The sequence below is a fragment of the Sphaerisporangium sp. NPDC049457 genome, assembly GCF_055586705.1.
The window spans coordinates 59,676-81,462 of sequence record NZ_JBVJHR010000009.1 but is presented as its reverse complement, the minus strand read 5'-3'; the positions used below and the strand labels follow the sequence as shown (position 1 = coordinate 81,462).

Annotated in this window: 19 protein-coding genes; 14 read left to right on the top strand and 5 right to left on the bottom strand. The window is 70.9% G+C overall.

Annotation, left to right across the window (positions count from 1 at the left end; translation table 11 throughout):
* Positions 1-214: 214 nt before the first annotated feature.
* The 3 genes from ACZ6QO_RS15825 to ACZ6QO_RS15815 are packed head-to-tail and all read left to right on the top strand — an operon-like array spanning position 215 to position 2,830.
* Complete coding sequence (locus ACZ6QO_RS15825) at positions 215-1,003, top strand: ABC transporter permease (RefSeq protein WP_465851261.1); 789 nt, start codon at positions 215-217, stop codon at positions 1,001-1,003.
* On the top strand, positions 996-1,769 hold the full coding sequence (locus ACZ6QO_RS15820; RefSeq protein ID WP_465851260.1) for an ABC transporter permease: 774 nt from the start codon (positions 996-998) through the stop codon (positions 1,767-1,769). Before ACZ6QO_RS15825 ends, ACZ6QO_RS15820 begins: the two co-directional genes overlap by 8 nt.
* Positions 1,766-2,830: an ABC transporter ATP-binding protein gene (locus ACZ6QO_RS15815; protein ID WP_465851258.1), complete on the top strand. Its 1,065-nt coding sequence runs from the start codon at positions 1,766-1,768 to the stop codon at positions 2,828-2,830. The genes ACZ6QO_RS15820 and ACZ6QO_RS15815 overlap by 4 nt, the downstream gene beginning before the upstream one ends.
* Before the next feature lie 38 nt (positions 2,831-2,868).
* On the opposite strand, the gene ACZ6QO_RS15810 is transcribed toward ACZ6QO_RS15815, so the two are convergent.
* The gene (locus tag ACZ6QO_RS15810; protein WP_465851256.1) at positions 2,869-3,480 is read right to left on the bottom strand and encodes a TetR/AcrR family transcriptional regulator; all 612 of its coding nucleotides are present in this window, start codon (positions 3,478-3,480) and stop codon (positions 2,869-2,871) included.
* A gap of 133 nt (positions 3,481-3,613) precedes the next feature.
* On the opposite strand from ACZ6QO_RS15810, the gene ACZ6QO_RS15805 reads away from it, so the two are divergent.
* The 6 genes from ACZ6QO_RS15805 (at position 3,614) to ACZ6QO_RS15780 (ending at position 11,334) form a co-directional block, all read left to right on the top strand.
* A complete protein-coding gene (locus ACZ6QO_RS15805; protein WP_465851255.1) occupies positions 3,614-4,897 on the top strand; it encodes a glycosyltransferase in 1,284 nt (427 codons plus the stop codon).
* A 94-nt stretch (positions 4,898-4,991) separates the two neighbouring features.
* On the top strand, positions 4,992-6,422 hold the full coding sequence (locus tag ACZ6QO_RS15800; RefSeq protein ID WP_465851253.1) for an aminobutyraldehyde dehydrogenase: 1,431 nt from the start codon (positions 4,992-4,994) through the stop codon (positions 6,420-6,422).
* 239 nt (positions 6,423-6,661) lie between these two features.
* The gene (locus ACZ6QO_RS15795) at positions 6,662-9,850 is read left to right on the top strand and encodes a sensor histidine kinase (protein WP_465851251.1); all 3,189 of its coding nucleotides are present in this window, start codon (positions 6,662-6,664) and stop codon (positions 9,848-9,850) included.
* Positions 9,847-10,269 (top strand): roadblock/LC7 domain-containing protein, encoded by a 423-nt coding sequence (locus ACZ6QO_RS15790; RefSeq protein ID WP_275411993.1) that lies wholly within the window; start codon positions 9,847-9,849, stop codon positions 10,267-10,269. The genes ACZ6QO_RS15795 and ACZ6QO_RS15790 overlap by 4 nt, the downstream gene beginning before the upstream one ends.
* A gap of 23 nt (positions 10,270-10,292) precedes the next feature.
* Positions 10,293-10,757, top strand: a complete 465-nt coding sequence (locus ACZ6QO_RS15785) for a DUF742 domain-containing protein (protein ID WP_465851250.1) — start codon at positions 10,293-10,295, stop codon at positions 10,755-10,757.
* Between the two features lie 13 nt (positions 10,758-10,770).
* Positions 10,771-11,334 (top strand): GTP-binding protein, encoded by a 564-nt coding sequence (locus tag ACZ6QO_RS15780; RefSeq protein WP_465851606.1) that lies wholly within the window; start codon positions 10,771-10,773, stop codon positions 11,332-11,334.
* A gap of 189 nt (positions 11,335-11,523) precedes the next feature.
* Here ACZ6QO_RS15780 and ACZ6QO_RS15775 read toward each other — a convergent pair whose 3' ends face one another.
* From ACZ6QO_RS15775 to ACZ6QO_RS15760, 4 genes are read right to left on the bottom strand one after another with little or no spacing between them, the layout of a single operon-like run.
* Positions 11,524-12,333: an ABC transporter ATP-binding protein gene (locus ACZ6QO_RS15775; RefSeq protein ID WP_465851248.1), complete on the bottom strand. Its 810-nt coding sequence runs from the start codon at positions 12,331-12,333 to the stop codon at positions 11,524-11,526.
* A 9-nt stretch (positions 12,334-12,342) separates the two neighbouring features.
* Positions 12,343-13,209, bottom strand: coding sequence for an ABC transporter permease (locus tag ACZ6QO_RS15770; protein ID WP_465851247.1), 867 nt, complete (start codon positions 13,207-13,209; stop codon positions 12,343-12,345).
* Positions 13,206-13,979: an ABC transporter permease gene (locus tag ACZ6QO_RS15765; protein ID WP_465851245.1), complete on the bottom strand. Its 774-nt coding sequence runs from the start codon at positions 13,977-13,979 to the stop codon at positions 13,206-13,208. Before ACZ6QO_RS15765 ends, ACZ6QO_RS15770 begins: the two co-directional genes overlap by 4 nt.
* Positions 13,976-14,965, bottom strand: coding sequence for an ABC transporter substrate-binding protein (locus ACZ6QO_RS15760; RefSeq protein ID WP_465851243.1), 990 nt, complete (start codon positions 14,963-14,965; stop codon positions 13,976-13,978). Before ACZ6QO_RS15760 ends, ACZ6QO_RS15765 begins: the two co-directional genes overlap by 4 nt.
* Before the next feature lie 541 nt (positions 14,966-15,506).
* Here ACZ6QO_RS15760 and ACZ6QO_RS15755 point away from each other — a divergent pair.
* From ACZ6QO_RS15755 to ffh, 5 genes are all read left to right on the top strand, one after another.
* Positions 15,507-18,704, top strand: coding sequence for a sensor histidine kinase (locus ACZ6QO_RS15755; protein WP_465851241.1), 3,198 nt, complete (start codon positions 15,507-15,509; stop codon positions 18,702-18,704).
* The gene (locus tag ACZ6QO_RS15750) at positions 18,701-19,123 is read left to right on the top strand and encodes a roadblock/LC7 domain-containing protein (RefSeq protein WP_248960559.1); all 423 of its coding nucleotides are present in this window, start codon (positions 18,701-18,703) and stop codon (positions 19,121-19,123) included. Before ACZ6QO_RS15755 ends, ACZ6QO_RS15750 begins: the two co-directional genes overlap by 4 nt.
* 5 nt (positions 19,124-19,128) lie before the next feature.
* Positions 19,129-19,512, top strand: a complete 384-nt coding sequence (locus ACZ6QO_RS15745) for a DUF742 domain-containing protein (RefSeq protein ID WP_465851604.1) — start codon at positions 19,129-19,131, stop codon at positions 19,510-19,512.
* A gap of 10 nt (positions 19,513-19,522) precedes the next feature.
* A complete protein-coding gene (locus ACZ6QO_RS15740) occupies positions 19,523-20,083 on the top strand; it encodes a GTP-binding protein (protein ID WP_465851239.1) in 561 nt (186 codons plus the stop codon).
* A gap of 124 nt (positions 20,084-20,207) precedes the next feature.
* Positions 20,208-21,770 carry a signal recognition particle protein gene (gene ffh / locus ACZ6QO_RS15735; RefSeq protein ID WP_465851237.1) on the top strand — a complete coding sequence of 521 codons (1,563 nt, stop codon included), beginning with the start codon at positions 20,208-20,210 and terminating at the stop codon, positions 21,768-21,770.
* Positions 21,771-21,787 lie beyond the last annotated feature (17 nt).

The window sequence follows — 21,787 nt, the reverse complement described above, 5'->3', positions numbered from 1 at the left end:
AGTACTGAGCACGACAGCGCACGACCCGGCGGGGGGGGGGGGGGGCCCCCCCCCCCCCCCCCCCGCCCCCCTCCCCCCCCCCCCCCCGCCCCCACCCCCCCCCCCCCCCCCCCCCCCCCCCCCCCCCCCCCCCCGGTCGCGCGCCCTCGGCGGCGCCGCCGCGCGCCTGGCGTTCCTCGGCCCCGGCCTCGGCTACCTGATCGTCCTGCTGCTCGTGCCGCTGGCCCTGGTGCTGAGTTACACGATCTTCCGGCGCGGGCGGTTCGGCGGCGTGGTGTACGAGGCGACCGCCGAGAACTTCACCCGTTTGTTCGACCCCCTCTACCTCGACGTCGTCATCGGCTCGGTGAAGACCGCCACGCTGACGACGCTGGCCGCACTGCTGATCGGCTACCCGACGGCCTACGTGATCGCCGGACTGCCGCGCAGGTGGAAGACGCTCGCGCTGGTCGCGATCGTCCTGCCGTTCTGGACGAACTTCCTCATCCGGGTCTACGCCTGGGTGATCCTGCTCAGCGGGCCCGGCCTGGTGAACAAGGCCCTCACCGGCATCGGCCTGATCGACGAGCCCCTGCAACTGCTCTACAACCAGGGCACGATCGTCACCGGCCTGCTGTACTCCTACCTGCCGCTGATGATCCTGCCGCTGTACGCGGCGATCGAGCGGCTGGACCCCCAGCTCCGCGAGGCGTCGGCCAACCTCGGGGCGCGGCCCGCGCGCACGTTCGCGTCGGTGACGCTGCCGCTCACCCTGCCCGGCGTCATGACCGGGTGCGTGTTCGTGTTCGTGCCGTGCCTGGGGAACTTCGTGATCCCCGAGATCCTCGGCGGCGGCCGCTCGATCATGGTGGGCAACCTGATCAGGGACCAGTTCCTCAAGGCCCGCGACTGGCCGTTCGGCTCCACCCTGGCCCTCGCGGTGATCGCCGTGCTCGTCCTGCTGCTGTTCCTGCAGGCGTGGGCCTCGCGCGCCTACGGCGGGACGGAGGGCCGCCGTGCCTGAGCGCCGGCTGATCTACGTGCCCTTCTGGGTCACCTACGTGTTCCTGTACACCCCCATCGTCGTCCTCGTCGTGATGTCGTTCAACACCGGCAAGTCGCCGTACGTCTTCGAGGGCGTGAGCCTGAAGTGGTACGGCGAGCTGGCCGCGGACGACACGATCAGGCAGGGGCTGGTCAACACGCTGATCGTCGCCGCGGGGACGACCGCGCTGTCGACCGTGCTCGGCACGCTGCTCGCGGTGGGCATGGCCAGGCACACCCGCTCGCGCCTGCTGGACGCGCTCGGCCTGCTGCCCGCCGTGCTTCCCGACCTGGTGCTGGCCATCGGCCTGCTGGTCTTCTACGCGGCGGTCAAGATGACGCTCGGCCTGCACTCGATCATCCTCGCGCACACCGTCTTCGGCATGGCGTTCGTCGCCGCGGTCGTGCGCACCCGGCTCGCGCACGCCGACACCTCGTTGGAGGAGGCCTCCCGCGACCTCGGCGCCTCGCCGCTGACCACGTTCGCGCGCGTCACGCTGCCGACCCTGGCGCCCGGCATCGCGGCGGGGGCGCTGCTGGCGTTCACCCTGTCCATCGACGAGTTCGTGATCGCGTTCTTCACCGCGGCCCCGACCGAGCCGACCCTGCCCATCGTCATCTACTCGATGGTGCGCTTCGGGGTCACCCCTGAGATCAACGCGCTGGCGACGATCCTGCTCGCGGTGAGCTTCACCGTGGTCATCGTCGCCCAGCGGATGACCCGACTGACGGAGTCCCTGTCATGAGCGCTGTACCCGACGCCCCCGCCGTGCCGCAGACGCTGGTGGGCATCGAGGGCGTCTCCCGGCGGTTCGGCGAGGTGACGGCCCTCGACGACGTCTCCCTGGAGATCCGCCAGGGCGAGTTCTTCGCCCTGCTCGGCCCGAGCGGGTGCGGCAAGACCACGCTGCTGCGCATCCTCGCCGGGTTCGACTCGCCGGACGCCGGCGCCGTCACCCTCGACGGCGCCGACCTGCTGCGCCTGCCGGCCCACCGCCGCCCGGTCAACCTGATGTTCCAGTCGTACGCGCTGTTCCCGCACATGAGCGTCGCCAAGAACGTCGCCTACGGGCTGGAGCGCGAGCGGCTGCCCCGCGCCGAGATCAGGTCCCGGGTGCAGGAGGTGCTCGCCACCGTCGGCCTGACCGAGCAGGCCGCCCGCCGGCCGCAGCAGCTGTCCGGCGGCCAGCGGCAGCGGGTCGCGCTCGCCCGCGCCATCGTGAAGCGGCCGCGCCTGCTCCTGCTGGACGAGCCGCTGTCCGCGCTGGACAAGAAGGTGCGCGCCGAGATGCAACTGGAGCTCAAGCGCCTTCAGCACGAGGTCGGCATCACCTTCGTCGTGGTCACCCACGACCAGGAGGAGGCGATGTCGCTCGCCGACCGCATCGCCGTCATGCAGGCCGGCCGCGTGCAGCAGGTGGACGCGCCGGTGCGGCTGTACGAGCGCCCGGCGACGCCGTTCGTCGCCGGCTTCATCGGCGCCAACAACCTGTTCGAGGGCACGGTCGCCGGCGACGGGCTGGCCGTCGACGGCCTCGGCACGCTGCCCGCGCGCGGCGGCTTCGCGGCGGGCGCGCCCGCGCTGCTGGGGGTGCGGCCGGAGTCGGTGCGCCTCGGCGAGACGGGCATCCTCGACGGGGTCGTGGCGGACGTGAGCTTCTACGGGGGCGTGTCCCACATCGCGGTGCGCGTGCCCGGCCATGACGCTCCGATTCTGGTCGCCGCCCAGGGCCCGACCCGGGTGCGGGCCGGCGCCCAGGTGCGACTCGGCTGGTCGGCGGCGGACGCCGTGCTGATCGCGAGGTGAGGCCGATGAGCCGGGGAAGGGCACGGCCTCCGCGCGGGTCAGGCGGGGGATTCCAGCGCGTTTCCCGTGACGGTCCTGGCGTAGCTCAAGATGAGCTCGGCCGCCTCGCCGGGGCCGATCACCGGGTGCCGCGCCGTGATGCGGTAGCCGTAGGCGTCCTCCAGCGCGACCAGGTTGCGGGAGATCGTCAGCGAGTCGCCGACCAGGGTGAACACCCCGAGCGCCGACCCGGTGTCCAGGATGGACTGGTACATCGCCACCTGGCGGTCGTACAGGGTGGTGAGCAGGACGGCGTACACCCTGTTGCGGGCGGCCGCGCCGCCGAGCTCGTTCAGCAGCCGCACGCCCGGGTCGTCGGGCCCGACCGGCAGGCCGGAGCGGATGGTGACCACGAGCTTCTGGACGGGGTCGGTGCACTGCGCGACGCGCTTGACGCGCAGCTCGTAGAAGCGCTCCATGCCGGCGTGGTGGGCCTCCACCAGCAGTTCGCTCAGGTCGGGGTAGTGGTAGAGCACCGCGCCCGACGTCAGCCCGGCCTCCTCGGCGACGTGGTTCAGGTGGACCCCCTGGGTGCCGTGACGCAAGATCGCCCGGCGGGCGGCCTCGATGAGGTCGACCCGCCGGTCGGCCCGGCTTTTGCGCGAGCTCATGCCAGCCTCCCTGTGCCCCGTTGTTGAACCTGGAGTCTAAAGCCACACCCCGGCTCTGGGTCATGAAAACGTGGTAGTTGATCCCCATACCCGTCAAGCATTTGAATCAGTCTTCAAAAACGATGGAGTACCGATGGCCACCATCCTGTTCATGCCGGAGAGCGCCTATGGGCCGACGAACAACTGCGTCGGCATCGGCGACATCCTGCGCCGCCGCGGCCACCGCGTCGTCTTCGCGGCCGAGGCGTCGTGGAAGGGCAAGCTGACCGAGATCGGCTTCGAGGAGGACCTGGTCGACCTCGCCCCGGCGGCCGAGGAGGAGCAGGACGCGGGCCAGTTCTGGAAGGACTTCATCCGCGACACCGCGCCGGAGTACCGCAAGTCCACCCTCGCGCAGCTGGAGACCGTCACCAAGCCGATCTGGGACGCGCTCATCGACGGCGCCAAGTACTGCGAGCCGCAGCTCAAGGCGATCATCGAGCGGGTGAACCCCGACGTCATCGTCGAGGACAACGTCATCACCTTCCCGGCGCTGCTGACCGCGGGCAAGCCGTTCGTGCGCATCGTCTCGTGCAACCCGCTGGAGGTGAAGGGCGACGGCGTGCCGCCGGTGTTCAGCGGCCTGCCCTCCGGCGACGGCGCCGAGTGGGAGGCCTTCCGGGCCGAGTACGACCGCACGCACCGCGACATCTGGGCCGCCTTCAACGAGTGGGTCGTCGAGCAGGGCGCGCCGGCGCTGCCCGACCTTGAGTTCATCCACGAGGGCGACCTCAACCTCTACGTGTTCCCCGAGATCGCCGACTACACCGACGCCCGCCCGCTCGGCCCCTCCTGGCACCGCCTGGACTCCTCGGTGCGCGAGACCGACGAGTCGTTCGAGCTGCCGGCCTCGCTGGCCGGCGGCGAGGGCTCGCTGGTCTACTTCTCCCTGGGCTCGCTCGGGTCGGCCGACGTCGAGCTGATGCAGCGCGTCATCGACGTGCTGGCCACCACCCCGCACCGCTACATCGTCTCCAAGGGCCCGCTCCACGAGGAGATCAAGCTGGCCGGCAACATGTGGGGCGCGGAGTTCGTGCCGCAGACCAAGATCATCCCGATGGTCGACCTGGTGATCACGCACGGCGGCAACAACACCACCACCGAGGCCCTGCACTTCGGCAAGCCGATGATCGTACTGCCGCTGTTCTGGGACCAGTACGACAACGCCCAGCGCATCGACGAGCTCGGGTACGGCGCGCGCCTGTCCACCTACGCCTTCGACGACCAGGAACTCGTGGGCGCGGTGGACCGGCTGCTCGCCGACACCGCGTTGCGGGCGCGCCTGGCCGAGGCCGGCGAGGAGATCCGCCGCCGCGACGGCCTGCGCAGGGCCGCCGACCTCATCGAGGCGGCGGCCGTCCCCGCGGCCTCCGCCTGACGTTCCACCCCGCCGGCCCTCGTCCGCGAAGCCCGCGAACCTCGCGCAGCTCGCGGGGACGCGGGGCCGGCGGCTCCGCCCGAGAGAGAAGCACATGATCTGTACCCCCATCGACCCCGCCACCGGAGCGCCGCTGGCCGAGGTGCCCGACACGCCGCCGCGGGAGGTCGCCGGCGCCGTGCGGGCGGCGGGCGAGGCCTACCTGCAGTGGTCGCAGGCCACGCCCGCGGAGCGGTCGCGCGTCCTGCTGCGCCTGGCCGATCTGGTGGAGGCCGACGCCGAGGAGCTGACGCGGCTGGAGGTGTCGCAGACCGGCAAGCCCGCCACCGTCTTCAGGGACGGCGAGCTGCCGTTCGCGGTGGACAACCTGCGTTTCTTCGCCGGTGCTGCCCGCTCCCTGGAGGGAACGGGCGCGGGCGTCCTCAGCGCCGGCTACACCTCGGTGCTGGTTCGCCGCCCGGTCGGCGTGGTCGCCTCCATCGCCCCCTGGAACTTCCCGCTGGTCATGGCGGTGTGGAAGCTCGGCCCCGCTCTGGCGGCGGGGAACGGGGTGGTGATCAAGCCGGCGCCGCAGACGCCCGGCACGACGCTGCGCCTGGTGGAGCTGGCCGCCAAGGCCGGCTTCCCCGACGGGCTGGTGCGGGCCGTCACCGGCGACGCCGAGGTGGGGGAGGCCCTGACCACCGACCCCGGGGTCGACATGATCAGCGTGACCGGCTCGACGGAGACCGGCCGCTCGATCATGCGGGGCGCCGCCGGGGACCCGGCGGGCGGGCGTCCGGGGCTCAAGCGGGTGCACCTGGAACTCGGCGGCAAGGCGCCGGCGCTGGTGTTCGCCGACGCCGACCTGGCCGAGATGGCCAAGGGCGTCGCCATGGGCGCCACCTACAACACCGGGCAGGACTGCACGGCCGCGACGCGCGTCTACGCCGAGCGCGAGGTGTACGACCAGGTGGTCGAGGCCCTGCGGGAGACCCTGGCCGGCATCGTCGCCGGCGATCCCTGGGATCCGGCGACCGACATCGGCCCGCTGATCTCGGCCGGCCACCGTGAGCGCGTGCACGGGTTCGTCGAGCGCGCCCTGGCCGGGGGCGCCCGTCTGGTGACCGGCGGCGCGCCGCCGCGGGGCCGCGGCTTCTACTACCCGCCCACGCTGATCGCCGGGGCGGCCCAGGACAGTGAGATCGTCCAGGGCGAGATTTTCGGCCCGGTGATCGTCGTGCTGCCGTTCTCCGGCGAGGACGAGGCCGTGCGGCTGGCCAACGACACCCCCTACGGGCTCGCCTCGTCGGTGTGGTCGCGGGACGTGGGAAGGGCGCTGCGGGTGTCGCACCGGCTGGACGTGGGCGTCACCTGGGTGAACGATCACCTGCCGATCGCCTCGGAGGCTCCGCACGGCGGGGTCAAGGGCAGCGGGTTCGGCAAGGACATGAGCCAGGAGGCGGTCCAGGAGTACTCCGTGACCAGGCACCTCATGATCAAACACGCGCCGTCGGAGGCGCGAGAGGGATTCCGGCCCGCATAGTTACGGAAGCGAGCTGGCGGTTTTATCCCTAGATGTACCAGTTTGATGCTAATTGTCCATATATGTTCTGTTGGCCGATCTGGTAGGGGTGTGCTCCAATTACCATCGCCTGATGGATGTCTCGGACGTCTCATGCGCCTCGCGCGTGACGTACCCCCCTGCACGCCAGGCTCGGTGAGAGGTTGCGAAAATCAGTGAGGAATCAGGAACCCCGGGGGAACCCAGGGCGAAATGACCGTGTGGAGCGGTCCGAGCCATCCACGGCGCGCACTCCCGAGACGGGAAGCCGCCTGCGACTGAAGAACTGGCGTGTACGGTCCCGCCTGATCGCCCTCATCATCGTCCCGACGATCGTCGGCGTCATCCTCGGCGCGGTGCAGCTGACCAACGCCATGGCAACCTCGGCCGAGTACAGCCGCCTCACCGAGGTCGCCGTGCTCGTGCAGAGGATCGACGTCCTGGTGCACGAGGTCGACCGCGAACGCGACCTCACCGCCTGGTATCTCGCCGAAGGACGCCGCCAGGCCCGCCTGAAGAAGGTGCGCGCCCAGCAGGCCGTCGTGGACCGCGCCAGAGAGCCGGTGCTGAGCGCCGTCTCGGCCCTGGACTCCTCGCACACCGCGCGTGTGCGCGCCGAGGCCCAGCAGATCCGCCGCTGGCTCGAAGGCCTGCCCGGCCTTCGCACCCGAATCGCGAGCGGCGTGCCCCCGCGGGCCGCGCTCGGCATCTACTCCAGCCTCATCAACGTCCTCACCTCGATGCAGGGCGAGCTCGGCGCGTCCGGCAAGGACCAGCGCCTGTTCGGCGACACCATCGCCCTCGGCGCGCTGAGCCGCGCCAAGGAGGAGGTCTCGCGCCAGCGCGGCCTCATGACGGTCGGGCTCACCACCCTGGGCAAGCTGGGCGGCGGCTTCGACTACGACGACTTCGTCGACTTCCCCGGCTCCTGGAGCCGCCAGCAGAGCGAGACCGCGACGTTCCTGGCCGAGGCCCAGCCCGCCGACGTCAAGTTCTACAACGACACCGTCCGGGGCCAGCAGGTCGACAAGGCCGACTGGATGCGCGCCCTCGCGCTGGCCCAGCTGCGCCAGTTCAAGGAGATCCAGGACCTCGACCCGATCCGCCGCGACGACACCACCATCTGGTACACCTCCACCAGCGCGGTCGTCGACCGGATGCGCAAGGTCGAGGAACGCCTGGTCGGCTCGGTCGTCCAGCAGAGCCAGGCGCTGCAGCAGGAGGGCGGGCGGCAGGCGTTCGTGTCCGGCGCCCTGATCGTCGTGCTGCTGCTGCTGGTCCTGATCATCACCGCCGTGGTCGCGAGTTCGCTGACCCGCCCGCTGCGCCGTCTGCGCGCCGAGGCACTGGAGATCGCCGGCAGCAGGCTCCCGCAGACCGTCCAGCGGCTGCGCGAGAGCGGCGACGCCGCCCAGACCCCCGACGTCGTGCCCATCGGCGTCAACTCCAGGGACGAGATGGGAGAGGTCGCCCGGGCCTTCGACGAGGTCCACCGCGAGGCGATCCGCCTGGCCGGCGACGAGGCGCGCCTGCGCAGCAACGTCAACGCCATGTTCGTCAACCTCTCGCGCCGCAGCCAGACCCTGGTCGAACGCCAGCTCAGCCTCATCGAGGGCCTGGAGCAGGGCGAGGAGGACGAGACCCGGCTCGGCAACCTGTTCAGGCTCGACCACCTGGCGACCCGCATGCGCCGCAACAGCGAGAACCTGCTGGTCCTCGCCGGCCAGGAGACCGCGCGCAAGTGGAGCGAGCCGGTGCCGCTGGTCGACGTCTGCCGCGCCTCGCTGTCGGAGGTGGAAGGCTACGAACGCGTCGAAGTGCGCGTCCAGTCCTCCAGCGCCGTCGTGGGGCAGGCCGTCAACGACGTCGTCCACCTGATCGCCGAGCTCGTCGAGAACGCCGTCTCCTTCTCCCCGCGCGACACCAAGGTCGTCATCACCAGCAACCGCGTCGACGGCGGCGGGGTGATGGTGGCGGTCAGCGACACCGGCATCGGCATGACCGCCGATGAGGTCGGCGAGGCCAACTGGCGGCTGGCCAACCCGCCGGTCGTCGACGTGTCGGTCTCGCGCCGCATGGGCCTGTTCGTGGTCGGCCGCCTGGCGCTGCGCCACCACATCAAGGTGCAGCTCAGGCAGCAGGACAACGGCGGCCTCGCCGCCATGGTCATGATTCCCGAGGCGCTGCTGTCCAGCCCGTCGGCGCCGCGGATCCCCGGTGCGCCCGCAGGGACGGCCGCCGCCGGCCAGTTCGGCTCCGCGGGCCAGGTCGCCTCGTTCGGCGCCGGGGGCCATCCCGCGCCCGCCGGCTTCGAGGCCCCCGGCTCGCGCGGGATGCGCGCACCCGTCTTCGGGGCCGACGACCCGGGGGTGACCGCGGGGCCGGGCCCGGTGAACCGCGGTCCGTTCGAGCGCGGCCCGTTCGAGCGCCCGCCGCTGCCCGCGCGCGACGCGTTCGAGCGCCCCGCCGCTGCCCAGGGCGGCGTGTTCGCGAGCAACCCGCCGGACGGGCGCGGCGACCACAAGCCGTTCGACCGCGACTCCGCCACGATGGACGACCTGTTCGACCGCTACTTCAACCCCAACCCGCCGATCGACACCCCGTGGCCGTCCGACATGCCGGCTCCCGGCACCACCGGCGAGGGCGCCGTGCCCTGGTCGTCCGACCTGGCCAACCAGGAGACCGCCTCCTGGCCGGCCATCCCGTCCGGTCCCGCGACCGGCGGCCCCGGCGGTCCTGTGACGGGCGGCCCGGCGGGTCCGGTGACCGGCGGTGCGGCAGGGCCGTTCACCGGCGGCGCTCCGGCGGGGCCCTTCACCGGCGCTCCGGCCGGTGCGGTGACCGGCGCAGGGACGCAGACGCCGGGGCGCTCCTTCGGCGCCGTCCCCGACGACCACACCGGCCCGCTGCCGGTGGTGCACAACTCGCCGCTCGACGAATCGGAGGAGTTCCTGCCGATCTTCGCGGCGGTCGAGTCCGACTGGTTCCGCCGCACGGACCTGGAGCCCGCCCCGCGCGAGAGCGCGGCCGCGCCGCCGGACGAGCCGGCGCCGCCCGTGCGTCACGAGGCCGAGCAGGCCGTGGTGGCGGAAGCGGCCGAGAGCAGAGGCTGGTCCTCTCCCGCCGACGCGGGCTGGCAGGCGGCCCAGGCCGCCAGCGACCCCTCGCTGGGCGGCGTGACCTCCTCCGGGCTCCCCAAGCGGGTGCCCAAGGCGAACCTGGTGCCGGGATCAGCCGACACCGGGCCGTCGGTCTTCACCCCGCAGCCCTCGCTGTCGCCCGACCGGGTGCGCAGCCGCCTGTCGAGCTTCCAGCAGGGTGTGCGGAAGGGGCGGGCCGTCGCCCGCGGCGAGCAGAACGACGACTTTGCCGCCAATTGGAATGATGACCGTAACAAGGAGGACTCGTGAGGGAGCTGAGCCAGGCCGCCCGTGGAGTCAACTGGCTTATCACTGACTTCGTCAACAACGTCCCGGGTGTGGCGCACACGGTCGTGGTATCGGCCGACGGCCTTCCGCTGGCCTACTCGGAGGGGTTCCCCAAGGACCGGGCCGACCAGCTCGCGGCGGTGGCCGCGGGGCTGATCAGCCTGACCCAGGGCGCCTCGCGGGTGTTCGAGGGCGGCGCGGTCACCCAGACCGTGGTGGAGATGCAGCGCGGGCTGCTGCTGATCATGTCGATCAGCGACGGATCCTGCCTGGCCGTGCTCGCGGCGGCCGACTGCGACATGGGTCTGGTGGCCTATCAGATGACGTTGTTGGTGGAGCGTGCCGGTCAGGTGCTGACCCCGGCCGTGCGTGCCGAGTTGCAGGCGTCCCAACCCAGGTGAGGGGCCGATGACAGGAGGACGCTGTGGCACGTCACGGCTGGACAGATGACGGCGACCCGCTGAGCGGCGGTTCGCCGTACCCGCCCATCGAGGACGCCCGCCGGTTCGCCGGCGCGACGGCCCCGCCGCTCCCGACACACGAACCGGTGGAACGCAGTTCCCTAGTCCGGCCGTACGCGATGACCGGGGGCCGTACCGCCCCCAAGACCTCGCTGGCCATGGAGGCGCTCGTCTCCTCCTCCACATCGTCACATCAAGATCTGTCGACTCTCACCCCCGAGAAGCAGGCGATCAGTACGCTGTGCCGTCAGGTGCGGTCGGTCGCCGAGATCGCCGCGATGCTGCGCATGCCCCTCGGCGTGGCCCGCGTCGTGATCGCCGACATGGCGGCCGAGGGCTTGGTCCAGGTGCACCACCCGCAGCTGGAGACGGGTAAGCCGGACCTCAACTTGCTCGAAAGGGTTCTCAGTGGACTTCGCAGGCTCTAGCCGCGGCCCGGCGCTGACGTCGACGAAGATCGTCGTCGCGGGCGGGTTCGGCGTCGGCAAGACGACCTTCGTCGGCGCGGTGTCGGAGATCGTCCCGCTGACCACCGAGGCGGTGATGACCGACGCCAGCGCGGGCATCGACGACCTGGGCCTCACTCCGCACAAGACGACGACGACCGTGGCCATGGACTTCGGGCGTGTGTCCCTGGACCAGGATCTGATCCTCTATCTGTTCGGCACGCCCGGGCAGCATCGTTTCTGGTTCATGTGGGACGACCTGGTGCGCGGCGCCATCGGCGCCGTCGTGCTGGTCGACACCCGCCGCCTGGCCGACTGCTTCCCGGCCATCGACTACTTCGAAGAGGCCGGCCTGCCGTTCGTGGTCGGCGTCAACGGCTGGGACGGGCACTACCCGCACGCGGACGAGGAGGTCCGCGAGGCGCTCACCCTCGCCCCGCACATCCCCCTCGTGCGCACCGACGCCCGCTCGCGCGACTCGGTGAAGTCCACCCTCATCGCGCTCGTGGAGCACGCCCTGACGATGCGCGTCGCGGTTCCCGGCTGGGGAGGCCGCTGAACCCGGCGGGGGCCCGCGTCCCTGCCGCGCCGCTCGTACGACGGCGGCGCGTTCCGCGTGTGCGGGCGTCGTCGTGCGCGTGGACGGACGCGGAAGACTCCCCACGCTCGTGGCCGGAGATGACAAAGGGGACGCAACACCGGTGATCCGGGCCGCGTCCCCTTTGTTGTCTTTTTCGTCTCCGCCGGTCTAGCCGTCCGCGACGGCCCGGCCCTGCGCGACGCCCGCCGTGGACGCGTGGCCCTTGCCCCGCACCAGACGGCCCACCTCGGCGCGCAGGTGGACGAACGCCGGCAGCTGCCGGGTCGCGATCTGGTCGCGCGGGAACGGCAGGTTCACGGCCAGCTCGCCCGCCACCCGCGCCGGCGACTTGGTCAGCACCACGACGCGGTCACCGACGTACACGCTCTCGTCGATGTCGTGGGTGATCAGCAGGATGGTCATGCGGTGGTCCTTGCGGACCTGCAGCACCAGGTCCTCAAGGTCCTCGCGGGTCTGGGCGTCCACCGAGCCGAACGGCTCGTCCATGAGCATCAGCGCGGGGCGGTAGGCGATCGCGCGGGCGATCGCCACGCGCTGCTGCATGCCGCCGGACAGCTCCCAGGGGTACTTGGCGGCCGCGTTGGGCAGGCCCACGGCCGCGAGGGCCTCGGCGGCGGCCGCACGTCGCGCCGCCCGGTCCCTGCCGCGCCTGCGCAGCGGCAGGGCGACGTTGTCCTCGACCGACATCCAGGGGAACAGCGACCGGCTGTAGTCCTGGAAGACGACGGCCAGGTCTCCGGGGGTGTCCGCGATCTCGGTGTCGCGGATGCGGATGTGGCCCTCGGAGGGCTTGATCAGGCCGGCGATGGAGCGCAGCAGCGTGGACTTGCCGCAGCCGGAGGGGCCGACGACGCTGACCAGCTCGCCCTCCGAGACCTTGAGGTCGATCCCTCCAAGGGCTTGGTGGGCCTTCGGGCCTTCGCCGTACGTGTGACGCAGGTTGACGACATCGAGCACGATCGTTCCTCAGGTTGTCTGCCGGGCTTGCCGGTGCCAGGAAAGGACGCGGCGCTCAACAAGGATGAACGACGCGTTCAACGCATAACCGAGGATGCCGAGCAGTACCACGCCTCCCCACATCCCGGGCAGGTCGAAGCCCTGCTGTTTGAACAGGATCAGGTAGCCGATGCCGTTGACCGCGCCGACGAGCTCGGAGACCACCATGAGGATCACGGCGATCGACAGGCTCACCCGCATCCCGGCGAAGATCTTCGGCGCCGCCGCGGGCAGGATGATGCGGAAGAACCGCTGCGCCCGGGTGAGCCCGAACACCTTGGCGGTGTCGGCGTGGACCGCGTCCAGATAGCGGGCGCCGTCGACGGTGTTGATCAGGATGGGCCAGACCACCGTGTAGACGATCGTAGCCAGCTGCATCGGCGTACCGATCTTGAAGATGATGACGAAGAGCGGGATCAGCGCGGGCGGGGGCGTGGCCCTGGCGAACTCCACGATCGGGTTGACGTAGTCGTAGAGGGTGGAGGACCGGCCCAGGGCGATTCCCGCGGTGATCCCGACGACGCAGGCGAGGATCCAGCCGCTGAACAGCCTGCCGAGGCTCGGGCCGAAGTTCGCGATCGCCTCCTCGGTCAGGAACAGGTGGCTCGCGGGCCCGGAGAACCACAGCTCGTACATGCGGACGACGATCGCCGACGGCGGCGGGAAGTAGAACGACTCCGCCTGCCGGGTGACGAGCTCCCAGGCGGCGATCGCCACCGGGATCAGCCAGACCCGGGTGAGCGCCGCGGTCAGCCATGACCGCGGGTTCCCCGTGCGGGAGGACATGGAGGGCCCGGTGGAGTCCCGCAGGTCCCCGGGGGCCGTCGTGACGCTCATGCGGCGCCTCCTGCCTTCACCACGTGCCATCGGAACGCCCAGCGATGCGCCCTGACCAGCAACGCGTTCGCGAGGAGCCCGAGTGTTCCCGTCCACACCGTGGCCGCGAGCACCAGGTCGGTGCGGAAGCCGGACTGGGCGCGGATCATGTAGGTGCCGATGCCGTCCACGCCTCCGGCCAGCAGCTCGGCGCTGACGGTGACGATCAGGCCGATCGAGACGGCGATGCGCACACCGGTGAGCACGAACGGCGCCGCGCTGGGCAGTGAGACCCGTGCCAGGACGGCGAGCTTGCCGAACCCGAAGCTGCTCAGGGTCTCCTTGGCGACCGGGTCGACGTCCCGCAGGCCGTACATGGTGTTGATGAGGATGGGCCAGATGGCGGCGTACACGACGATCGTCATCTTGTTGCCGTGGTCCCAGGCCATCAGGAGCGTGACCAGCGGCAGCAGGACGACCGACGGGATCGGGCGCATGAACTCGACCAGTGGCCGCACCGCGAGCTCGACCTTCGGGAGGGTTCCGAGCAGCAGGCCCAGAGGGGTGCCGAGCAGCACGGCGACGAGAAGCCCGCCGCCCCAGACCTCGAGGGTGCCGCTCAGGTAGGACAGGAACTCAGGGTCGACGATGAGCCGGCCGGCGGCCGGCAGCACCGTGGAGACCCGTGGCAGGAGTGTGGGGTCGATCAGTCCTGATCGTCCCGCGAGCTCCGCGACCACCAGAAGGCCCGCGACGCCGATGGCGCCGCGGACCGCTCGTGCATGGATCATTGAGGCAGGGGCACCAGGAGCGGGGCGGCCTCCATCTTGCCCTTGAGGAAGCCGTACTCCAGCATGAGGTCCGGGACCCGCTGGATGCGCGTGGCGTTCAGCGAGGTCGGGAAGACGCCCAGCTTCATGACCGCCGCGACGTCCGGCTTGATCTGGGTGTAGTCCGGCAGGACCGCCTCGACCGCCTTGCGGTCGGACGCGGCGACCTGCTGTCCCTTGAGGATCGCCCGCTGGAAGGCGGCCATGGTCTTCGGGTACTTCTTGGTCCAGTCGGCGGTGGCGGCCCAGCCGGCGATCGGGAAGTCCTTCATGGCGCCGGTCATGGTGTCGGCGAGCACCCTGGCGCCGTTCTCGCGCTGCACGTTCGACAGGAAGGGCTCGGGCAGCCAGGCGGCGTCGATCTCACCGGAGATGAGCTTGGCCGGCGCCTCGGGGAAGGCCAGCGGAACCCACTGGACGCTCTTGTTCGGGTCGAGGCCCGCGGTCTTCAGCACCGAGCCGACCGCGAGCTGACCGACGCTGTTCGGCGCCGCGATGGAGACCCGCTTGCCTTCGAGGTCCTTGACCGTCTTGATCTTGGAGTCCTTGGTCACGACGAGGTCGATGACGTCCGGGCCCGCCTGGTAGGAGTCCGCGACGACGCGCCAGTCGCCGGCCTTGGCCTCCTGGGAGGAGAAGATGGAGAAGTAGGCGAGGGCGGCGACGTCGAGGCTGCCGTTGATCAGTCGGGGCAGGGTGGCCGCGGTGCTCGGAGTGATCTCCGTCTTGACCGTCAGCCCTTCTTCTTTGAAGAATCCGCGCTTCTGGGCGATGTAGAGAGCGGAGTGGTCGGCGATCGCCGAGGTCGAGACGGTGATGGCCGTTTTCTCCAATCCGCCGGCGTTCGCCGGCGCCGCGGAGGAGGTCGGCTCGTTGCTTCCGCAGGCCGCGAGCGCCAGGGTGGCCAATACACCGACGACGAAGGTACGACCCCTAAGGCTTCTCATTGAGGTGGTCCTTTTAGTTGTGGGGGGAAGAGTGCCGAGCCCGCCTCTGGGAAGGCATGGCGGCACGGCGAGCGTGAAGCCTAGCGGAGGAAGATCTGCGCTCACATGGATACGCGGCCTATGTCATGAAAGTTGTAAAGAAATCCACTTTGACGTTGATCGAGTGATATGTCCGCTTTCGTGACTTTGGAACGGTGTAGACAGCGATGCACGCGAGGAATCGGCGTCCGGGGTCCTGCTCGGGGGTGTGATCTCGTGCGGACCCTCCGGGTTCGATCCGTCCTGGCCGAATAATGCTTTGGACCGTTCTAATTACCCATAGCTATTGGTCGACCTCGTAGGCTTATGCTCCAATTGCCCCTTGACTTGCCACGTGTAACACATGCGTGGCCTTCCCCCCTGAAGCAGACCAGCTGGCGAGAGGTTGCGACCAGTGAGGACAGCAACAATCGAGAGCGGTCGCCGTACCATGCCGGACGCAGCCCAACCGCCTTCGGAGTCGGGTGCGCCCACCGACCCAGGACACAAACCCGCAAGGTCGATGGCTCTGCGTAACTGGCGGGTGCGTACCCGTCTCATCGCGCTCATTCTGGTGCCCACCACGGTGGCCGTCCTCCTCGGTGGACTCCGAGTGGCCACCTCCATACAGAGCGCCACCGAATATGAACGCGTCCGGACCGTCGCCGAGTTCGTCACGACTCTGAGCGACCTTGTCCACCAGCTCGACCTCGAACGCGACCTCACCAGCAGGTTCGTCGCCAACGGTCGCCGCGGCACGCAGGCACGCCTGCTCATCCGCGAACAGCAGAACGGCGTCGACGCCGCCGTGCAGAGAGTGCTCGACCGCAAGACGGCGGTGCAGCGGGCCCTGGGTGAGGTCGGCAAGCAGGAGTTCGGCCGCGTCCTCGACCGCCTTTCCGAACTGCACACCCTGCGCGACATCACGGTGAGCTCACAGCTGCCTCCCCTGCCGAGCGTGCAGAAGTACAACTTCGTCATCGACGACCTGCTCGCGGTCTTCGACGAGACGGCGCGAGGCAGCACCAACGAAGCACTGGGCTCCAGCGCCTCCGCGTTCGCGGCGTTGTCGCGCTCGGCCGAGCAGGCGTCCAGGCAGCGAGGGCTGATGCTGACGGCGCTCCTCGCCCGCGCGTTCGACCAGAACACGCTCAACGCCTTCCAGACCGCCAGGTCCCAGCAGGCGAGCGAGCTGAACTCGTTCCTCTTCCTGGCCACGCCGGCCCAGCGCCAGGCGTACTCCGACACGGTCAGCGGCCGGCAGATCGACGTCGCCGCCGCCATGGTCGACCGCGCGCTCTTCATCACCGAGACCAGCGGCGTCGTCCGGCCGCAGGCGGCGGGTGGCCAACAGCAACCGGTGGCCGTCCCGCTCGACCTCATCGAGGGCGGCAATGACGTGCAGGCCTGGTTCGACGCCTCCAGCGACGGGCTGAACCGCATGCACGAGGCCCAGCGGACGTTGGGCCGTTCCATCGTCGACCAGGCCGCCGAGCTCGCGCGCGCCGACCAGAGCCAGGCCGCCGTCAACATCGGCGTCGTGGCCCTCCTGCTCATCCTGGTGCTGGTCATCACCACCGTCATGGCGCGGTCGCTGGTGAGCCCGCTGCGCCAGCTCCGCCGCGAGGCGCTGGAGATCGCCGGTCGCCGCCTGCCCGAGATGGTGCAGAAACTGCGCGAGTCGGAAGGCAACACCGGCCCGCCCGAAGTGCGGCCGATCGGCGTCGGCTCCACCGACGAGGTCGGGGAAGTGGCCCGGGCCTTCGACGAGGTCCACCGCGAGGCGATCAGGCTGGCGACCGACGAGGCGCAGCTGCGCAGCAACGTCAGCGCCATGTTCGTCAACCTCTCCCGGCGCACGCAGACCCTCGTGGAGCGGCAGATCACGCTGATCGACGGTCTGGAGCAGGGCGAGCAGGACGACAAGCGTCTCGGCGACCTGTTCCGCCTGGACCACCTGGCGACCCGCATGCGCCGCAACAGTGAGAACCTGCTGGTCCTCGCCGGCCAGGAGCCCGCCCGCCGGTGGAGCCAGCCCGTGCCTCTGCTGGACGTCACCCGGGCCTCGCTCTCAGAGGTCGAGAACTACGAGCGCGTCGCCATGAACGTCCCCGGCGGCGTCTCCATCGTCGGCCAGGCGGTCAACGACGTCATCCACCTGCTCGCCGAGCTGGTCGAGAACGCCATCTCCTTCTCGCCGCGCGAGACCAGGGTCAGCGTCACCGGCAACCGCATCGACGGCGGCGGCGTGATGATCTCGATCACCGACGCCGGCATCGGCATGACCGACGAGGAGCTCGCCCAGACCAACTGGCGGCTGGCCAACCCGCCGGTCGTCGACGTGTCGGTCTCGCGCCGCATGGGCCTGTTCGTGGTCGGCCGCCTCGCGCTGCGCAACGGCATCCGCGTGCAGCTGCGGCGGCACGACACCGGCGGCCTCACCGCGATGGTCCTGCTGCCCGAGTCCCTCATGGGCTCGCCCACCCACCTCGGCGGCGCCCCGTCCGGCGCGTCGCAGTCGTTCCCGGGAGGCCAGGCCCCCGCCTGGTCCGCCGTGGGCCAGCCCGCCGGGCAGCCCATGTTCGGCGCGACCCCGCAGGCCAACAGCGCGTTCGGCGTGCCGGCCGGCGCGGACGCCTTCGGCGGCTCGTTCGCCGACGCGGCGCCGTTCGGCGGCCCCAACGGCGCGGGCCCCATGGGTCCCACCACGGGCGGCGGGTTCGGCGGCCCCAACACCGGCCCGGGCGGCTACTCCGGCCCGGCCACCGGCTCCGGCGGCCACTCCGGCCCGCCCAGCGGGTCGGGCGGCTTCTACGGCCCGGGGTCCGGCGGCTTCGGCGGCCCCGCGACGGGCTCGGGCTACGGCGGCCCGCCCACCGGTCCCGGCTCCTTCGGCGGTCCTGCCACCGGCGGCGGGTACGGCGGCCCGGCCTCCGACGCGTTCAGCTCTCGCGGCCCCGCCCCGGACGCGTTCGGCGCGCCCACCGGCGGCACCGGGAACTTCGGCCCCTCTCCGTTCGGCGGCCCGCCCACCGGGCCCGGATCCTTCGGCGGCCCGGCGACCGGCGGCGGCTCCGCGGCGGGACCGGGTTCGTTCGGCGGCCCGCCCACCGGCGGCGGTTCGTTCGGCGGCCCGCCCACCGGCGGCGGTTCCTTCGGCGGCCCGCCCACCGGTCCCGGGTCCTTCGGCGGCCCGGCGACGGGAGAGACGCCCGGGCGCCTGCGCCCGCGCCGTTACGACTCTCCCGACCTGGACGCCGTCACCGGCCCGCTGCCCGCCGTGCACACCTCTCCCATGGAGCAGGAGGAGGAATTCTTGCCGATCTTCGCGTCCGTCGAGTCGGCCTGGTTCCGCAGGGTGGACGGCGAGCAGGACAAGGACAAGGATTCCGGCGGATGGCAGCAGATCCCCGCCGACGCCGGCTGGCAGGCGGCCGCGGTCGTCCAGGAGCCGGTGAGAGACGGCACCACGGCCGCGGGCCTGCCCAAGCGCGTGCCCAAGGCCAACCTGGTGCCGGGCACGGCGGGCACACAGGAGGCCGCCACGTCGCCGCCGCCCGCCATGCCGGCGCTCTCGCCCGACCGGGCGCGCAGCCGCCTGTCGAGCTTCCAGCAGGGCATCCGGCAGGGCCGTGCGGTCGCTCGCGGTGAGCTGAGCGAGGACGAAGTGGCGTTCAATACCGAGCTGCGGCGCATTCAGGGCGACAAGGAGGACAAGTGAGAGAGCTGAGCCAGGCCGCCCGTGGAGTCAACTGGTTGATCACCGACTTCGTTCGGGGGGTCCCGGGGGTGGCGCACACGGTGGTGGTCTCCTCGGACGGGTTGCCGCTCGCGTACTCGGAGGGGTTCCCCAAGGACCGGGCCGACCAGCTCGCGGCGGTGGCCGCGGGGCTGATCAGCCTGACCCAGGGCGCCTCGCGGGTGTTCGAGGGCGGCGCGGTCACCCAGACCGTGGTGGAGATGCAGCGCGGGCTGCTGCTGATCATGTCGATCAGCGACGGATCCTGCCTGGCCGTCCTCGCGGCTCCCGACTGTGACATGGGTCTGGTGGCGTACCAGATGACGCTGATGGTCGAGCGCGCAGGGCAGGTGCTGACCCCCGCCGTGCGCGCCGAGCTTCAGGCGTCGTCGCCGCGGTGACCTCCATGGGCGGCCCGGGCTGGGAGGACGGGTTACGGCGGTACCAGCAGGAGCCGTCGTCGCCCGTCCGGCCCTTCACGGTCACCGGCGGGCGTACGACGCCGAGGACGCAGTTGGCCATGGAGACGCTGGTTCATTCCACCATTCCGCCATATCAAGATATTTCCGGCTTGATCCCGGAGTACCAGGCGATCAACACGCTGTGCCGCCAGGTGCGCTCCGTGGCCGAGATCTCCGCGCTGCTGCGGGTGCCGCTCGGCGTGGCCCGGGTGCTGATCTCGGACATGGCCTCAGAAGGCCTCGTCCAGCTGCACCAGCCGCAGCTCGACGCCGGCAAGCCGGATCTCAACTTGCTCGAAAGGGTGCTAAGTGGACTTCGCAGGCTCTAGCCGTGGCGGGTTGACGTCGACGAAGATCGTCGTCGCCGGCGGGTTCGGCGTCGGCAAGACGACCTTCGTCGGCGCGGTGTCGGAGATCGTCCCGCTGACCACCGAGGCGGTCATGACCGACGCCAGCGCCGGCATCGACGACCTGGGCCTCATCCCGCAGAAGACCACCACCACGGTCGCCATGGACTTCGGGCGTGTGTCGCTGGACAGCGAGCTGATCCTCTACCTGTTCGGCACGCCCGGCCAGCATCGTTTCTGGTTCATGTGGGACGACCTCGTGCGCGGCGCCATCGGCGCCGTCGTGCTGGTCGACACCCGCCGCCTCGCCGACAGCTTCCCCGCCGTCGACTACTTCGAGGAGGCGAAGCTGCCCTTCATCATCGGGCTCAACGGATGGGAAGGGCAGTACCCGCACACCGAGGAGGAGGTCCGCGACGCCCTCACCCTCTCCCCGCACATCCCGATCGTCCGGACCGACGCCCGGCAGCGGGAATCGGTGAAGAGCGCCCTGATCTCCCTGGTGGAGCACGCTCTCACCATGCGGGTGTCGGTGCCCGGCTGGCGCGGCTAGCGACGTCCGGCCTCCCCGCCTCCGTTCGATACGCGTGACCGGGCCGCGGAGCGGATAGGCTGGGAGGTCGAGTCGCAGACGCACCGACCCCGGACGACCCGTAGCGCAGAGGCTGGCCAATCACGTGTTCGAGACGCTTTCAGACCGGCTGACATCGGTCTTCTCCTCCCTCAGGTCCAAGGGGAGGCTGTCCGACGCCGACATCGACGCGACATGTCGAGAGATCCGCATCGCCCTTCTGGAGGCCGATGTCGCGCTCCCGGTCGTCAAGGACTTCGTGTCCCACGTCAAGGAGCGCGCCCGCGGCGCGGAGGTCTCCCAGGCGCTCAACCCCGCCCAGCAGGTCGTCAAGATCGTCAATGACGAGCTGGTGCAGATCCTGGGCGGCGAGACCCGCCGGCTCAGGTACGCCAAGACCCCACCGACCGTCATCATGCTCGCCGGCCTCCAGGGCGCGGGCAAGACCACCCTGGCGGGCAAGCTCGCCCGCTGGCTGCGCGAGCAGGGCCACGCCCCGCTCATGGTCGCCGCCGACCTGCAGCGGCCCAACGCCGTCCAGCAGCTCCAGGTGGTCGGCTCCCGCGCCGAGGTCGCGGTCTACGCCCCCGAGCCCGGCAACGGTGTGGGCGACCCCGTCGAGGTCGCCCGCGGCTCGATCGAGCACGCCCGGCGCCAGCAGCACGACATCGTCATCATCGACACCGCGGGCCGCCTCGGCATCGACCAGGAGCTGATGAAACAGGCCGCGGACATCCGCGACGCCGTCAGCCCCGACGAGGTCCTGTTCGTCGTCGACGCGATGATCGGCCAGGACGCCGTCACCACCGCCCAGGCGTTCATGGACGGCGTCGGGTTCGACGGCGTCGTGCTCACCAAGCTCGACGGCGACGCGCGCGGCGGCGCGGCCCTGTCCGTGCGGCACATCACCGGCCGTCCGATCATGTTCGCCTCCACGGGCGAGAAGCTCGAGGACTTCGACGCCTTCCACCCCGACCGCATGGCGTCGCGCATCCTCGACATGGGTGACATCCTCACCCTCATCGAGCAGGCCCAGCGCACCTTCGACGAGGAAGAGGCCGCCAAGATGGCGGGCAAACTCGTCTCGGGCGACGGCTTCACGCTCGACGACTTCCTCGAGCAGATGATGATGGTCCGCAAGATGGGCCCGCTCAAGAACCTCCTCGGCATGATGCCCGGCATGGGGCAGATGCGCGAGCAGCTCAACCAGGTCGACGAGCGCGATCTCGACCGCGTGGCCGCCGTCATCCGCTCGATGACCCCGGCAGAGCGCCAGGACCCCAAGATCATCAACGGCTCGCGGCGCGCCCGCATCGCCCGCGGGTCCGGCGTCACCGTGACCGAGGTCAGCAACCTCGTCACCCGGTTCTTCGACGCGCAGAAGATGATGAAGCAGGTGGCCGGCGGCATGGGCATCCCGGGCATGCCCGGCGGCCGCAAGGGCAAGGCCGCGCAGAAGAAGCCCAAGAAGGGGCGCAAGGTCAGCGGCGACCCCCGCAAGGCCGCCCTCGGCAAGGCCGGCGCCGCCAACGGCGGGTCCTCGGCTCCGCCGCAGCTCCCGCCGGGCCTCGGCGGCCTGGGCGGTCCCGGCGGGGGCACGCTCCCGCCCGGCCTCGAACTGCCGCCCGGCTTCGACATCTCCAAGTTCCGCCGCCCCGGCCAGAAGTGACGGCCCGCCCGTCCGGC

What these genes read in the sequence shown, in the direction of transcription:
- ACZ6QO_RS15815 (WP_465851258.1), top strand. Translation starts at nt 1,766, where the DNA reads ATGAGCGCTGTACCCGACGCCCCCGCCGTGCCGCAGACGCTGGTGGGC.
- ACZ6QO_RS15810 (WP_465851256.1), bottom strand. Translation starts at nt 3,480, where the DNA reads ATGAGCTCGCGCAAAAGCCGGGCCGACCGGCGGGTCGACCTCATCGAG.
- ACZ6QO_RS15805 (WP_465851255.1), top strand. Translation starts at nt 3,614, where the DNA reads ATGGCCACCATCCTGTTCATGCCGGAGAGCGCCTATGGGCCGACGAAC.
- ACZ6QO_RS15800 (WP_465851253.1), top strand. Translation starts at nt 4,992, where the DNA reads ATGATCTGTACCCCCATCGACCCCGCCACCGGAGCGCCGCTGGCCGAG.
- ACZ6QO_RS15770 (WP_465851247.1), bottom strand. Translation starts at nt 13,209, where the DNA reads ATGAGCGTCACGACGGCCCCCGGGGACCTGCGGGACTCCACCGGGCCC.
- ACZ6QO_RS15765 (WP_465851245.1), bottom strand. Translation starts at nt 13,979, where the DNA reads ATGATCCATGCACGAGCGGTCCGCGGCGCCATCGGCGTCGCGGGCCTT.
- ACZ6QO_RS15760 (WP_465851243.1), bottom strand. Translation starts at nt 14,965, where the DNA reads ATGAGAAGCCTTAGGGGTCGTACCTTCGTCGTCGGTGTATTGGCCACC.
- ACZ6QO_RS15755 (WP_465851241.1), top strand. Translation starts at nt 15,507, where the DNA reads ATGGCTCTGCGTAACTGGCGGGTGCGTACCCGTCTCATCGCGCTCATT.
- ACZ6QO_RS15745 (WP_465851604.1), top strand. Translation starts at nt 19,129, where the DNA reads ATGGGCGGCCCGGGCTGGGAGGACGGGTTACGGCGGTACCAGCAGGAG.